General features: G+C 47.6%; 16 protein-coding genes. 5 read left to right on the top strand and 11 right to left on the bottom strand.

The features are described 5' to 3' along the window. Nucleotides 1-116 precede the first annotated feature (116 nt). Complete coding sequence (locus ACN0TF_RS08020) at nt 117-1,148, top strand: phospholipase A (protein WP_417441503.1); 1,032 nt, start codon at nt 117-119, stop codon at nt 1,146-1,148. A 4-nt stretch (nt 1,149-1,152) separates the two neighbouring features. On the opposite strand, the gene ACN0TF_RS08015 is transcribed toward ACN0TF_RS08020, so the two are convergent. Continuing rightward, entirely contained in the window at nt 1,153-3,162 is a 2,010-nt protein-coding gene (locus ACN0TF_RS08015; protein ID WP_417441502.1) for a ligand-gated channel protein, read from the bottom strand. A gap of 113 nt (nt 3,163-3,275) precedes the next feature. On the opposite strand from ACN0TF_RS08015, the gene ACN0TF_RS08010 reads away from it, so the two are divergent. After that, the gene (locus tag ACN0TF_RS08010) at nt 3,276-4,136 is read left to right on the top strand and encodes a LysR family transcriptional regulator (protein WP_417441501.1); all 861 of its coding nucleotides are present in this window, start codon (nt 3,276-3,278) and stop codon (nt 4,134-4,136) included. Here ACN0TF_RS08010 and ACN0TF_RS08005 read toward each other — a convergent pair. From ACN0TF_RS08005 to ACN0TF_RS07990, 4 genes are all read right to left on the bottom strand, one after another. Further along, nucleotides 4,107-4,766 carry an SDR family oxidoreductase gene (locus ACN0TF_RS08005; protein ID WP_417441500.1) on the bottom strand — a complete coding sequence of 220 codons (660 nt, stop codon included), beginning with the start codon at nt 4,764-4,766 and terminating at the stop codon, nt 4,107-4,109. The two genes, ACN0TF_RS08010 and ACN0TF_RS08005, sit on opposite strands and share 30 nt — an antisense overlap. A gap of 130 nt (nt 4,767-4,896) precedes the next feature. Further along, nucleotides 4,897-5,106 (bottom strand): cold-shock protein, encoded by a 210-nt coding sequence (locus tag ACN0TF_RS08000; RefSeq protein ID WP_417441499.1) that lies wholly within the window; start codon nt 5,104-5,106, stop codon nt 4,897-4,899. A gap of 215 nt (nt 5,107-5,321) precedes the next feature. Next, nucleotides 5,322-6,710 carry a diguanylate cyclase gene (locus ACN0TF_RS07995; RefSeq protein WP_417441498.1) on the bottom strand — a complete coding sequence of 463 codons (1,389 nt, stop codon included), beginning with the start codon at nt 6,708-6,710 and terminating at the stop codon, nt 5,322-5,324. Between the two features lie 83 nt (nt 6,711-6,793). Then, nucleotides 6,794-7,333: a DUF1415 domain-containing protein gene (locus tag ACN0TF_RS07990; RefSeq protein WP_417441497.1), complete on the bottom strand. Its 540-nt coding sequence runs from the start codon at nt 7,331-7,333 to the stop codon at nt 6,794-6,796. 36 nt (nt 7,334-7,369) lie between these two features. On the opposite strand from ACN0TF_RS07990, the gene ACN0TF_RS07985 reads away from it, so the two are divergent. Continuing rightward, entirely contained in the window at nt 7,370-7,831 is a 462-nt protein-coding gene (locus ACN0TF_RS07985) for a methyltransferase family protein (protein ID WP_417441496.1), read from the top strand. 9 nt (nt 7,832-7,840) lie between these two features. On the opposite strand, the gene ACN0TF_RS07980 is transcribed toward ACN0TF_RS07985, so the two are convergent. The 5 genes from ACN0TF_RS07980 to ACN0TF_RS07960 all read right to left on the bottom strand — a co-directional run bounded on the left by ACN0TF_RS07980 (nt 7,841) and on the right by ACN0TF_RS07960 (nt 11,508). After that, nucleotides 7,841-8,509 (bottom strand): PepSY domain-containing protein, encoded by a 669-nt coding sequence (locus ACN0TF_RS07980; RefSeq protein WP_417441495.1) that lies wholly within the window; start codon nt 8,507-8,509, stop codon nt 7,841-7,843. A 5-nt stretch (nt 8,510-8,514) separates the two neighbouring features. Further along, on the bottom strand, nt 8,515-9,231 hold the full coding sequence (locus ACN0TF_RS07975) for a PepSY domain-containing protein (protein ID WP_417441494.1): 717 nt from the start codon (nt 9,229-9,231) through the stop codon (nt 8,515-8,517). A gap of 65 nt (nt 9,232-9,296) precedes the next feature. Next, a complete protein-coding gene (locus tag ACN0TF_RS07970; RefSeq protein ID WP_417441493.1) occupies nt 9,297-9,887 on the bottom strand; it encodes a uracil-DNA glycosylase family protein in 591 nt (196 codons plus the stop codon). Continuing rightward, on the bottom strand, nt 9,844-10,683 hold the full coding sequence (locus ACN0TF_RS07965; protein WP_417441492.1) for a patatin-like phospholipase family protein: 840 nt from the start codon (nt 10,681-10,683) through the stop codon (nt 9,844-9,846). Before ACN0TF_RS07965 ends, ACN0TF_RS07970 begins: the two co-directional genes overlap by 44 nt. A 42-nt stretch (nt 10,684-10,725) precedes the next feature. Then, nucleotides 10,726-11,508 carry a ferredoxin--NADP reductase gene (locus ACN0TF_RS07960; RefSeq protein ID WP_253618489.1) on the bottom strand — a complete coding sequence of 261 codons (783 nt, stop codon included), beginning with the start codon at nt 11,506-11,508 and terminating at the stop codon, nt 10,726-10,728. Between the two features lie 143 nt (nt 11,509-11,651). Between ACN0TF_RS07960 and ACN0TF_RS07955 the strand changes: the two genes are divergently transcribed. Beyond that, the gene (locus ACN0TF_RS07955; protein WP_417441491.1) at nt 11,652-12,719 is read left to right on the top strand and encodes a PepSY-associated TM helix domain-containing protein; all 1,068 of its coding nucleotides are present in this window, start codon (nt 11,652-11,654) and stop codon (nt 12,717-12,719) included. Between the two features lie 2 nt (nt 12,720-12,721). Next, the gene (locus ACN0TF_RS07950; protein WP_417441490.1) at nt 12,722-13,552 is read left to right on the top strand and encodes a DUF4198 domain-containing protein; all 831 of its coding nucleotides are present in this window, start codon (nt 12,722-12,724) and stop codon (nt 13,550-13,552) included. A gap of 5 nt (nt 13,553-13,557) precedes the next feature. On the opposite strand, the gene ACN0TF_RS07945 is transcribed toward ACN0TF_RS07950, so the two are convergent. Beyond that, complete coding sequence (locus tag ACN0TF_RS07945) at nt 13,558-14,559, bottom strand: lyase (protein ID WP_417441489.1); 1,002 nt, start codon at nt 14,557-14,559, stop codon at nt 13,558-13,560. Between the last annotated feature and the right edge of the window lie 164 nt (nt 14,560-14,723).

The raw sequence follows: 14,723 nt of genomic DNA, 5'->3' as shown, positions 1-14,723 counted from the left end.
CTGATAATGTCAGCAGGGTCAGAAGTTTTTCTTCTGGCCCTATTTTGTAAACGTGTGATCTAAACACCCCTCTTACGCTATAGTACAAGGAATCTCAATAAAGGAAGCTTGCGCTTATGAAAAAATGGATCTGGATAATTGCATCGGGAGTTACCGCACTAGCAGCGGTTAATGTCCAGGCGCAAGAACTGTCTGATATGCAGCAATGTCTGCTGGATGAAATGAACAACACGAAGGCTGACGCAACCATTGCGGATATTCGCTCTACCTGCGAAGAACAGTTGCGGTCAGTTGAGAGTGACGAAGATATAGTGAAAGTCGATGCGGTTGAAGACCCCGGTGCTTTAACCAGCCGCATGAAAAGCGAGCAAGTTACCCAGTTTGACCCTTATGTATTAACTCCACACCGTCGTAACTATTTATTGCCCGTTATTACCACTAATAGTATTAACCGTCTGCAATATGCAGATGTCGAAGGTTACGAAGAGAATCTGGAAGACTACGAGGCTAAATTCCAAATCAGTTTTAAAATACCTTTTAACAAGGAAAGTCTGCTGTTTGAAGACGACCAACTGTTTTTTGGTTTAACCGTGCAGTCCTGGTGGCAAGTGTATTCCAGTAATATTTCTAAGCCTTTCCGCGAAACCAACTACATGCCCGAGCTTTTCTACGCCACTTCAACCGGTTGGCATCCTTTTGGTACCAATACGGCGTTAGTTTTTGGTTTAGAGCATTTGTCTAATGGGCGCAGCCAGCCACTGTCACGAAGCTGGAACCGCGGTTATATGCAATTTGTGGTAGAAAAAGGCCGCTTCGTTTTCTCACTGAAGCCCTGGTTACGGTTTCAGGAAGACCCAAAGACAGACCCCATGCAATCGAGTGGTGACGACAACCCGAATATTACCGACTACGTGGGTGACTATGAATTCACCACCGCCTATAACGATGGTGACTTCGAGTACATTCTCAGGCTTCGCCATGCTGTGGATACCGGCAGAGGGTCGGCGGAGCTTAACTGGACATTTCCTATTGGCGGGAAGTTTATCGGCTATACCTCAATTTTCACCGGTTACGGAGAGAGCCTGATTGATTACAATCACAAACAGACTCGTTTTGGTATCGGTATAGCCTTAAACAACATTCTATAAGGGTTTAAAAACTATAGGCGGCTGACAACCATAAGCGTCGGCCGTCTTCAACATAGCCGTACTCTTCCACGCCAATTTCCTTATCGAATAAATTGTAAACTCCCGCAGCCAGCTTCACGTCACGCGTAACAAAGTAGTTCACACCAAAATCCGCCAGTGTGTAAGACGGTGCGACCAGAGAGCCCTGTGAAGGTCCGGTTGTCGGTTGGCTCTCTTCACCACGATAATGCACACGCAACCAACTGTTCCACCGCTTACTGGGTTTCCAGTTCAGTGAGGTTTGCACTAAGTGCTTAGGTAGCTGGTTTAATGGCTCACCTTTATATTCACCCGATTTCTGCTCAGAGTCGGTGTAGGTGTAGTTTCCTTTCAATGACCACTCCCGGCTGAAATGAGTGCTTAAGGTCATTTCAATACCTCGAGTAACAGCTTCATCAATGTTAATCCGGGTAGTCGGCATAGAGCCAAATTGGTTGGGGCCTGCGTCACAGACCGTTTCAGGGCAATCGACCCGGGTAATTTTGTCATCAAACTCATTGTAGAACACGGTAATTGAGGTTGAGCTGCGACGTCCCCAGTCTGTGTATATTCCTAACTCGTAGTTGGTCGAAGTTTCAGCTTCTAAATCCGGGTTACCGTAAACATTACCACCGCGGCTAACCTGTCCCCAGTCAGCCGTTGTTTCACGCAGGCTTGGCGCACGGAACCCGGTAGAAACACCACCTTTAATAGTGGTCGCACGGCTTAATGTATACACACCGTAAACACGCGGGCTCCAGTGCCCACCAAAAATGTCGTCGTCATCGTAACGAACGCCGGTCGTCAGGTTAAAGTCATTGAATATCGGCCAGGCGGTTTCTGCAAAGGCTGACCATTGTGAGCCTTCAATACGGCTTCTGTCACTTATTTGGTTACTGGTTAAATCTTCCAACTCTTCTTTTTGATAAGCCACCCCAAGGTTCATTGAGCTTTCTTCAAGCAGCGGTACGTTCCAGTGACTCTGAAAGTCGGTATTGGTAATGGTCATCAGGCGCGCTTTGTTTTCATACTCATCGCGCTTTAAATAACTGCGGGCGCCCACCAGGCCCCACTGGCCATTATGAGCAATGGACACGCTGGTATTATCGTATTCGGTAGTTGATGACTCGGGGCATCCACGGCGACCGCATTCTTCGCCCGGTGCCAGCGGCTCAATGGTTTTACCGACAGAAGCGTCGATACTTTGCTGAGCGGTACCTACTTCAAACAAAATTTCATGATCGCGGTTTGGCGTGTAAGCCAGTTTTAAATCGGCATCTTCTGCGGTTTTATCCCGGTAGCCAGAAACAATTTCATCTTCCAGGCGACGCGTATAACCGGCCGACAGTTGAATACCCAAAGTGTCTTTAATTAGCGAGCCGGAGGTGAACAAGTTAGTCTGGTAGCTATTGCCTGACTCTGAACGTTCCTGCAGGGTGCCATCAACGCGAATTTCCGATCGCCATTCTTCCGGCGTTTTACGGGTAATAATATTGATAACGCCGCCTATTGCGTCTGAACCGTAAAGTGATGACATAGGCCCCCGAATAACCTCTATGCGGTCAATTGACGCCAGTGGTGGTGTCCAGGCTCCTTCAACGCCGGGGCCGTCACTGTTTGGGCGGGTTTCGCGCGAGCTCTGACGCTGACCATCTACCAAAATCAATGTGTAGTCGGCACCCATACCGCGCAGGCTAATATCCTGACGGTCACCGCCGCCGGTCACAATAACGCCCGGGGCGTCGGTCATGGCGTCGGTTAAGTCTTTATAAAAACGCTGAGAAAGGTCTTTTCTGTCAATAACGGAGATTGAAGCTGGAGCTTCTTTCAACTGCTGAGCAACACCTGACGCCGTTACCACCATAACTTCCATATCTTTGTGCTTATGATGTTTTCTTTTTGGCTTTTCCTGTTCCTGCGCCTGAGCAACGCCTACAGCTGATGCTACAGTTAATGCTAGAATGCTCAATTTTAAGCCGCTGATACTGCAATTCATGTTCATCCCCTAATGAAATATAAATGCGAATTATTTTCATTAGCGATTTTAACTGGTACTATGGAATCAGCAATTTCAAAAATATTGAAAGCTTCTTTAGCAGGACTTAAAACATGAATCCGAAAATGATTCGATCATTAAAAGCCTTTACCCGTACGGTAGAACTCAACAGCATGAGTGCCGCTGCAAATGAACTGCATATGACAGTGTCCGCTATTAGCCAGCAGTTGCAGCGACTGGAGAACGATAACGGAATTTCGCTTTTTCACCGTAATACACGTTCGCTTTCACTTACCGAAGCCGGTCAGGTTTTTTATCAATCGTGCCTCGACATGTTGTCTATTGCAGCTAAAAACCAGGAACGCTGGGATCAATTAACGAATCAGCCGCAAGGGCAAATAAAAATTATTGCGCCCGTGGGTTTTGGCGGAGGCTTGTTAAGCGAGCCCTTAAAGCAGCTGCAGCAAGAGTTTACTAACGTAAGCTTTCAACTGCATATGACCGACGAGCCTATTGACCTCATTACCGCGGGGGCAGATCTGGCTATTCGCATTGGTCCGCTGGCCGATTCAACATTATACGCCAGACATTTGGCTGACTGGCACATGGTTCCCTGTATTGCTGCTGAACACCCTGCGGCTAAGAACCCGATAAAAAGCTTTGAAGACTTACCCGAAGGTTGTTTTATTGGCCACATACCCAGCTTACCCAATAAGGATTTCCCCAAGCCAAAAGTGCTGCTGAACAACATGCAGACGGTAGTCCAGTTGACGCTAGATGGTGTTGGCTATGCACTACTTCCGGAGCCGGAAATTAAGCATTACATTGAGAGTGGGCGTTTACTGCGTTTGTTGCCAGAATGGGAAGGCAGTCCGTACAGCGTACACGCCGTGTTGCCTATTAAAGACAACATACCGGCGAAAACTGAACGGACTATTGAAGTGCTAAGCCATTTCTTTCATCGACTGCAGTGAATGCTCTACTTCACTGTCACCCGACATTAAGTCAAAAGCTCTGAGTTCGGTACCGGTTTCATCCAGACACCGGCGTAAAACACTGGCGACATCTTCGCGTGGCACTGAACCTGGTGCCAACGATTCACCAACAACCACTTTGCCGGTTGCTTCTTCGTCGGTTAATGCTCCCGGACGCACAATGGTCCAGTTAAGTTTGGTGCGCATTAACTCGCGATCGGCATAATGCTTGGCGGCATAGTAAGGAAGCAGGGCTTCAGCCCAGTTCTCACGGTTGTTCGACTGCCAGGCACTGACCATAACAAAACGTTTTACGCCCACAGATTCAGCCGCTTCCATTGTTTTCACTGCACCGTCTAAGTCGACTAATAAGGTTTTATCGTCACCGGAGCTTCCACCTGAGCCTGCGGTAAATACCACAGCATCAACGCCCTGAAGCAGTTCTTCCAATTTTGAGACGGAGCCTTCTAAATCAGCTAATTTGGCCGTAACTCCGCGGTCTTCCCAGGCTTTTTGCTGCTCTTCCTTGCGTACCACCGCAATCACTTCATGTTTTTTTGCGTGTTGCATCTGTTCAACTAAATGCTGACCAATTTTTCCGTTTGCGCCTATAACTGCTACTTTCATCATCGACCTCCATGAGTGTTTCGTGTCTGAGCTTACGTAATAAAAGCTTAGTTTAGATCGCTAACTTACACCGATTTACAGGCACAAAAAAAGGCAACCCGAGGGTTGCCCTTTTAGACTTCGAGGCGCGTAATTACAGCGCTACGATGTTCTCAGCCTGAGGACCTTTAGGGCCTTGAGTTACTGCGAACTCAACGCGCTGGCCTTCAGTTAAGGTTTTGAAACCTTCGCTAGCAATAGCACTGAAATGTGCGAAAACGTCTGCGCCGTTTTCACGTTCGATGAAACCGAAGCCTTTTGCTTCGTTAAACCATTTTACTGAACCAGTAATTTTATCAGACATAATATATCTTCCTGTAACTTTTAAGTATGTGGCCATTTAGGCCGATGATGCGGGTAATAATAAGAACTTAGAACTACAGGACGATGGTATTAATAATAATAGGTCAACGAAGTGGAGTCTTTTAACTAACTGTCTTTCTATCTATCCGACCCGATGGAGTCTACGCTTATTACACTGGGAGTCAAACCATTTACCAAGTTATTTTCATAATAAGTTTAAACATCGCTTTCACTGGCCCAGACAACACGGTTGCGACCTTCTCGCTTAGCCTTATACAGCGCCTGATCCGCTCTTCTGTAGATACTGGAAACATCATCATCAGGGCGGCTTTCTGACGCACCGACACTTACCGTCGGATTAATGATTTCACCTGAATCTAAGGTAACTACCGTTTCCTCAACGGCCGCCCGCACCCTTTCCAGTACCTGTACGGCACTTTCATGGTCAGCATAGGCAAGTACCACCATAAATTCTTCGCCACCCACTCTAACTACACTGTCGCTGCTACGAACCGCCGCTGACATAGCTTCAGAGCCTGCAATTAATACTTTGTCACCAATATCGTGGCCATAGGTATCGTTAATGGTTTTAAAGTGGTCAAAGTCAATAACTGAGACAACAAAACCCTGCCCTCCATGTTGCCGAACCAGGCTCTGTTCAAGTATTTCCATACCAGCTGAGCGATTTTTTAATCCGGTTAGCGCATCGGTGTAGGCAATTAGTGCCATATCGTCGCGCTGGCGGATTAAATCGGAGCGAACTTTCTGTTCCGCAATAACAGTCTCCAGTGCGGTGCCCATCATTCGCACCATTTCAATTTCCAGCTCAGTAAAAGGCTCTGCTCTTTTGCTTTTACGGGCGAAACCCAAAATCCCCCATACCTGATCATTAATAATAAGTGGCGTACCTATATAAGTCTCCAAACCATAAGTTTGATAACTCGCGTGCTCTTTAAAGCGTGAGTCTTTTGACGCGTCATTGGTATAAATTAGATGGTTAGCCTCAAGCACAACGGAACAATAGGTGGTTGCCAGCGGCAGCTGCGTTCCGGCCGAAAAGTCCATTTTCGCGGTTTGCACCCACTCAATGGTATAAGTGCCGTTTTGAATGGAGCTGGCAGTTCCTATATCAACACCTAAATATTCAACCCCCACTTTTAACAGCTCATCAATAGAAGCAGGGTCAATGCGCCGTCCACGCTTATGGATAACTTCATGAATCGTGCGCATAACATCAACCGACGCATAATAGTCACTGACATCTTCAATAAGCACATAGATACCAATGACATTGTCTTGCTCATCAATTTCAGGAAGGTAGCGAATATCTAAGAAGCACTTATGTCCGTTGCGAAAAGTGACAGAATCTGAAAACTCCATTTTCTCGCCGGTGGCAAAAATATGATCATGATTGGGCTTTATACGTTGATAAGACTCTTCGCTCAGTACGTCGGTTAACGGCTTGCCAAGCATTTCCTTTGGGGTCAGGTCAAAGAACGCCGCATACGACGTATTTACATAGCGAAAAAGCCTGTCTCTGTCGACATAAGCCACCATAGTTGGTAGCTGTTCAATAATTCTATGAGTAATATGATGTTTTGTCATGACGCCTCATCACTTTATGGTTCGACAGAGCAAGCAACGCTAATTAATGTGATATTACTAATAGTGTAGCAACAACTCGCACTCTAGACTGTCAAGATTGCTTTAAAAAATCCAGCGCCTTTACGTCGGGCAAATTCGATATTGCGTTCAGGAATCGATTCAGGGTCGTCATAGTTCTCCAGAGCCTTTTCAATACTGGCCTCACGCAGTAAATGTAAAGTTGGATACGGAGCACGGTTGGTATAATTTGCCGGATCATCCTGGGACTCTCCCTCAAAGCAGTAGTCGGGGTGAAAATGCGCCAGCTGGTATACACCTTCATAGCCTTCCTCAATAAGCGAAGCATCGGCGACATCAACCAGATTCAGAAATTCGTAAAACCCTTCAAACCCCGACGGCAGAATAAGCAGCGTGGTCTCGGTTTCAGGTGTGGTATCCAGGTGTTTAGCTTCATCCAGCAACTGCTGTAAAACAACTTGTGGCTTGCGATTTTCGGCTACACTATAGCGAATACTCTTGCGCTCAACTTCACGGCGTGCAAAAGGGCAGATGTTGTACTTTACAATCAACTGTTGCACCCAGTGCCGGGTTTGCTCAATAATCTGATGGGTATCGGTCGTCATATTTCTTGTCTTCGCTAAAAGGGGCGCCACTTTGCCATGAAATCACTTGAACTCAAAATACCACCTTTGCTGGTTGTTGCCATAGTCGCCGGTTTAATGTGGTTAACGGCTCACTATACGCAGGTCTTTAACCAATTTTATGTCGGCCAGCGCGCCGCTGCTATTTTTCTATTGGTATTAGGAGTCTTGCTGCCCTTGCTTGGCGTTATTGGTTTTCGCAGAGCACAAACCACTGTAGACCCACGCGCTCCGAACAAAAGCACCGAACTTGTCACTACCGGAATATACCAAAGAACACGTAACCCAATGTATTTAGGCTTTTTCTTTTTGCTTATGGCCTGGGGTGTTTTTCTGGGAAGTGTCTTTTCTTTATGGGGGCTGGCGTTGTATTTCGCCTATATGCACCGCTTTCAAATTCTGCCGGAAGAACGTATTTTAACCGAAACTTTTGGTGAAACTTACAAAAGCTATTGTCGTAGAGCCGGGCGCTGGTGGTAACCGGCAGCTTTAGAGTAACTGCCGGTGTTTTAAGCTGCGACCGAGTAAAATTAAGCCTGACAAACTAAACCATAACGCGATGGTAGCGGCAATAATATTCAGTAAGCTGTTAAAGTCGCGTTCACCACTGTAATCCATAAAGTGTAAACGGAACATCCAGTCACTTAGCCACCAATTGTTATTGCGGTGATTGACCACTTCACCGGAGGCAGCGTCAACATACACACGCGTACGAATATCGTCGGTAAAAATGACTCTATAACCGGGCTTGTTCCAGTCAATAATTCCCTCACTGCCCATTACGGCCTGTACTTCTTTAACCGAGCCTGGCCCGTTATAGCTTTGGCGTGCCAGTTTTGCGGCCAGCGGCGCAGAGGTTTGCCAGCGCTCTCCAGTCTGAGCATTCACATAATGTCTGGAGCCATCAATTGTCAGAACAAGGTACTGAGCCGTTTCCGAAATTGAGCGTACTTCCACACTTTTAACGTTATCAAAACGTTCAATTAAGGCGTTTTCAGGGTAAAAAACAGCCCCTACCGGAGCTTTCGGAATGCTTTGAAAGTAGTCATGAGCAGCCAGACTCTGGTGACCCACCCAGCCGAAGTACAGGCCACTGACCAGCCAGATAAGCACTTGTATAAAAATGACCAAACTCAGCCAGCGATGCAGCTTACGCATAAACCTCATGGAGCTCGCCTGCTTCTTCTGCGCGGCCGGAAATGAAAGTAAAGCAGAGCCATACCAGTTATTACAAAAAGTATATTTGCGATGCTAAATGCCTTTAACCACCAGGTTTCAATATCCACTCGGTCTTGGTAATCCATTATGTGAAGCATCCAAAAAAAGTCGAACAACCGCCAGAAGTTATGCCGTTTGGTCACGAGCTCCCCGGTTGTCGCCGAGAAATATAAGGTAGCACCGGCCAAATCATTAAAATCTACTCGCCATACGGGTAACAAAGCGGGGTTAAGTTCACCAGGCGCCCGGTCTTCAATATAGCTAACCTGGGCTTTTGTCTCTTCATTACCGGTGTAGTGTTGGCGGGCAATATAGCCAATATCCATGCGATCAAGTGTTATCGGCTCCAAAGATTCGGCACTCAGCAATTGCGTACTGGTTTGGCTTTCAACACGATAAACCGTCTGCAGCGAGCCGTCTATCCACTGGCGCATAAGCCGCACCGACGTGGCTTCCGGATGTTGCTCTAACACCCAACTTACCGGCGAAACTAACGTGTTCTCTGCTATAGGTTGTTCAAGCTTTTTCACCAGTTGGTCGCCGTGAATGAAGCTTAAATCAAAGAACACCATATAGGCGCCACTAATGCTCCAGACCACTAACTGCAGGCCAAAAAGAAGAGATAACCAGCGGTGCCAGATTCGCCATTGTCGTAATTTCATCAGGGTTATCCGTGCCCGCCGCGTTTAAGTTAAGCCTCTAAAATTATCGACTTGCCCTGTAAAAGTCAAAGCAGTTCTTTCACTCTTTGTCTTAATTCCGGAATAACCTCAGCTTCGAACCAGGGGTTACGCTTCATCCAGATATTGTTTCGGGGACTAGGGTGAGGTAATGGTAATAACTGCGGCCAGTAACTTCGCCAGTCTCTGACACGTTCTGTCAGGCTTCGCTTAGGTTCCTGCAAATGCCACTGTTGCGCGTACTGACCAATAGCCAGTGTTAATTCTAAATTGGGTAGCTGTTGCAGTAACTGCTCGCGCCAGGTGGGCGCGCACTCCTTACGGGGAGGCAAGTCACCGGACTTACCGGTACCCGGATAACAAAAACCCATAGGAATAATCGCCAGCTCTTCGGCATTATAAAAAGTGTCTTTATCAATTCCCATCCACTGACGAAGCCTGTCGCCACTGGGATCATCGAAGGGTTTACCTGAGACATGAACGCGCTTTCCGGGAGCTTGTCCGGCAACTAGAATTCTGGCTTTAGGGTGCAACTGAACAACCGGGCGGGCACCAAGCGGCAGCTCTGGTTCACATAGGGTACACGCACGGACATCACGCAGCAGTTGTTGCCAATGCGGCGGCTCTTCCCATTTCATAACCTTGCTCCAGCAGCTTTTTATCCTGAGTGAAACGCCCTACCGGGAAATCCTCCGGCGGAGCCAGAACGGTCATTTTACAGTCCGCAGGAGGGTTATCAATAAAGTTAATAGCGTCATTGTAAACTTCTGAACGTCTGGCGACTGCGTCAAATAAGGCGGGATGGTGTTTAAAAAAGCGCTTGGTAAACTTAGGTAAGGGTCTTATCTTCTTTCGGAAGCCTCGCGGCCGGGACAAAATAACGGTTATATCCCGCGCACCCATTTCATAAGCTTTAATTACCGGAATAGAGTCACCCAGCCCGCCATCAGTCATAGGCGCTCCACCAACGGCCGGAAACTCACGATAAGCCAGCGGAATAGCGCAGGAAGCAGGGAATAGCTCGTGTAAGTTGTCGGCTGTTACCCTGGTATACACCGGAAACCCGGTATCGACGTTGGTCGTTACAACGTATAAAGGGCGGTTCTGCTCAAGGTAATGGCGGGTATTCAGTGGCACTTGTTCAAACGAAGCGTGCCAAAGCCAGCTTACATCGCAAAAGTGTCCGCCCTTTAAAAAGCGTCGCCAGTTCAAAAACTCTGGTTGTAGCGCATGCTGCAAAAGAATTTTACGGTTACGTCCGTGGTCGCCGGCAAGAAAACCAATCAGGTTTGTTGAACCTGCCGACACCCCAACTGCAAAATCAAAGTCGGTTTGTCCGGTTTCAAGGAAACCGTCCAGCACACCAGCGGCGAAGATACCGCGCATGGCGCCACCTTCTACCACTAGTGCTTTTTTACTTTGCTCCTGGGTCATACACCTGCTTATTTTTCAATACTCTCTACTTCTCAATGCTCTTTATTTCTCAATGAAGGCCTGCTCAATCACGTAGCTGCCTTGCTTACGTGACGTTGCTTTACTAAAACCTCGTTCATTGAGAATAACCATAAGATCTTGAAGCATAGCGTCATTACCGCACAACATAAAGCGATCGTGTTCAGGGTTCAAATCTGGCATACCAATGGTTTTAGTTAAGGTACCAGACTCCAGCAAATCGGTAATACGTTGCTGATGCGCTTCATCACGGAATGGCTCGCGGGTAACTGTCGGGTAATAAATGAGTTTTTCCCGCACCCAATCACCAAAGTATTCGTTGTTTGGCAGAATCTCAGAGATTTCTTTTTGGTACGCCAACTCAGAAACCCAGCGCACACCGTGAACCAAAATGACTTTATCGTACTGTTCGTAAATGTCAGGGTCTTTAATAACGCTCATAAAAGGCGCTAAACCGGTGCCGGTACTGAGCAAATACAAGTTTTTTCCTGGCAGTAAGTGCCCGGGTACTAACGTCCCGGTAGGGCGTGTCGACAACACCACTTCGTCACCCACCTTAATATGTTGCAGGCGTGAAGTTAAAGCGCCGTCCGGCACTTTAATACTGAAGAACTCAAGCTCTTCTTCGTGGTTTGCACTGGCAATGCTGTAAGCCCTGAGCAGAGGCTTATCTTCCAGTTGCAGTCCCATCATTACAAACTGACCATTCTCAAAGGTAAAGCTTGGCTGACGTGTGGTTCTAAAGCTAAACAGGGTATCGTTCCAGTGGCGTACCTGAGTCACTTTTTCCGCAATGATACTTCTCATAACAATTCCTCATTGGCGATTTTGTGCGCATAATAACATAAAAAAACTAAATCTAAATGAGAATTTTTATCATTAAGTATTGCAAATGAGAACGGTTTTTATATAAGATACATTCACTGTTGTTTGTAAAGGAAGAAAAGTGAATGGCTCGACGCTCGGGTGGCCGCAGAGGGTGGTCTTTAAAAGACTGGCATTGGATAAGCTCTGCCGTTTGCCTCATTGGCATGTTGTTGTTTTCAGTCACCGGCATAACACTGAACCATGCTGGCTGGATAGAATCCGCACCCAGCGTCGAAAGCCACGAAAGCTCTCTCCCACAAACGGAATTGGACCGGTTGGCGAATGCTTCAGGGACTGACGCTCTACCAACTTTTTTCCACCGCTGGTACGAAGATAAGACGCAAAACAGCATCAGTTCAAATGCCGAAATCGAATGGAGTGACTACGAATTGTACGTCGCCATGCCTCGCCCTGGCGGGGACAGCTGGTTCAGCGTCGATTTAACCAGTGGTGCTTTTTACTCTGAAACCACCGATCGCGGCTGGATTGCCTACTTCAATGACCTCCACAAAGCCCGCAACACCGGTTTTCTCTGGAGCCTTTTCATTGACGTATTTGCCGTTGCCAGCATTTTATTCACAATTACGGGGTTATTACTTTTGAAAAAATACAGTAAGGGACGCAAGTCCACCTGGCCACTGGTTCTGGCTGGCTTCATCATTCCTTTGTTCGCTGTTATGGGGTCAGCACATGCTGCTGAAAACGAGCTTAATGTCGAAATTCCCCGCCTGTCAGTGGCTGAATACCACGCACCTTACCTGGCGGTATGGCTGGCAGATGAACGCAACCAACGGGTAGCTGATATTGCGGTCTGGTACGACGTTAATTTAAAAGATAACGAAGGCGAAAAGTGGCTTAAAGACATGCGCCAGTGGTGGCGTCGTAGCGGCCGCATGGCCGATATGCCTATCGACGGTGTATCGGGTGCAACTCGCCGCCCCGGCACTCACAAGGTGGACTTAACGCCGTTATTAACCAAACTACCTGACCTTGAGCCCGGCCAGTACTACTTGTATGTAGAAGCCGCACGCGAAGTTGGCGGTCGTGAAATGCTGCGCCTGCCATTGTCTTTACCTATCGATAGCCCAATATCCATCTCAGAGACCGGCGAGCACGAGCTTGGCCGAGTGTCATTAAAACTGGAGCCTTAATCATGAAATTATCTTCTGTACTTACTACCAGCCTGGCTGTGCTGACCTTATTTGCCAGCACCAGCAGTGAAGCTCACCGGGTCTGGATTAAACCCAGCGCCACCGTTGTTTCCGGCGACTCGGAGTGGGTAACTTTTGATGCCGCCATCGCCAATGGCATTTTTTATCCAGATCACTACCCGCTAGGTTTAGATAACGTCAAAGCCATGGCGCCAGACGGCTCTGCTGTGACCCTAGAAAATGGGCATAAAGGTAAGTATCGCTCGGTATTTGATATTGAACTGGAAAAACAAGGTACTTACACCATTTATTCAGCCAGCTCAGGTTTATCCGCACGCTGGGTGGATGACGGAGGTGAACGTCAGTATTGGCCGCCACGTGGTGCGCAAAAAACCAATGAAGACTTCTACAAAGAAGTTCCTCAGGACGCTAAAGAGTTGGAAGTTAGTGAACGCTCACGTCGTGTTGAAACCTTTGTTACCTCTGGTGCGCCAACTTATGACACCCTGGGTCCGACAGGTAGCGGTCTGGAACTTGAACCAGTAACCCACCCGAACGATTTATACACCGGTGAAAACATTACCTTTAAATTTAATATTAACGGTGCTGCAGCCGCCGGAACTGAAATTGTCTTAGTAAAAGGTGGTGAGCGTTATCGTGACCAGGTACAACCAACCAAGTTAACGACTAACGAGAAAGGCGAAGTCACCTTCACTCTGGATGAGCCTGGCATGTACTGGTTAGAAGCAGAATACGCTGACGACAACGGCGAAGCCCCGGCTAGCAAACGCCAGGGCTCTTACGTTGCCGTATTAGAAGTTCTGCCTATGTAACCTGACTACTGAAGACGAACCACTCCCAAGGTGTTGGCGTCGGTGCCGAACCAAATGGAATCGGTATTTTCATCATAGAACATATGACGAACCGTACCGCCGCCACTCTCCAGCTCAATTGGCTCTGAAAACTCGTGGGTTTCGGTATCGAAGCCCACTAGCCGGTTCGGCTGCACACCGGTTTCAACGAACCAGACGTCATTACGTTTATCCACAGCCATACCATAAGGCCGTGAATTTTCTTTAGCTGGTGCCCGCCAGTCTTTATTCTCTCCGCTAGCCGGGTCGTAGCTACCCACATAACCTTTATTATAATCAACATACCAGATGGTACCGTCGTCAGTCATACCAAGCCGACGTGGACGATTGTCTTTTCGTTCAAGCTCAATTTCCTGCAGCTTACCGTTTTCAACAGTCGCTAATTTATTGGTACCAAAGAGCGTAGCCCAAGGTTTGTCGTTCTCGACAATTAAACCGTAAGGCCGGGCCGAATCTGTGGGAACATCCCAAAGCTCTATTTCACCGTCATCGGTTTCCAGAAAGCCTATTTGGTTACCGCCCTGCACCGTAAACCAAATATTATCATCGCTAGTGAAATCCATTGTGTGGCTGTCACGCGTCCCATCTCCGGGTAATTCATACTTTTTAATGTCGCCTGAAGCCGGATTAATTAAGCCAATATGGTTCATAAGGTTGCCGGCATACCAGCCCCCGCGATCATCAACAATAACGGTATGCGGGCCAGCGCCATCGGGCAGATCGTAGCGTTTGAACTCTTCGGTTTCGGGGTTAAATGTTGCCGCGTAATCACTTCCCTGACCCACAAACCAGACAGTGTCATTATGTACCCAGGGGTCACGGGGCCGGGAGTCCTCCCAGGGAACCTGCCACTCCTGAATTTCCGCTTTAGCCAGTCCACTGTTTTTGTGGTCATCGCTTTTAGCCGGCGCACTGCTTATTCCCGCCAGGCCAATGATTACCACACTTGTTAAGCTTAAGTATTTCATTTTATGGCCTCCGTAAATAATTTTGTATCCTGACACTGTAGTAGCCTGACATTCATGTCAGGTGAGATACCGTTCCTGACGTAAACGTCAGGCTACTACAATGGGATGTCAGGCAACTGACTGATTTATCAGTATAGACGCTATTGCTTCAAACCCAACACTGT

This window comes from Idiomarina sp. (genome assembly GCF_048265525.1).
Taxonomy (GTDB): domain Bacteria; phylum Pseudomonadota; class Gammaproteobacteria; order Enterobacterales; family Alteromonadaceae; genus Idiomarina.
This window is presented reverse-complemented; position numbering and strand designations above follow the sequence as displayed.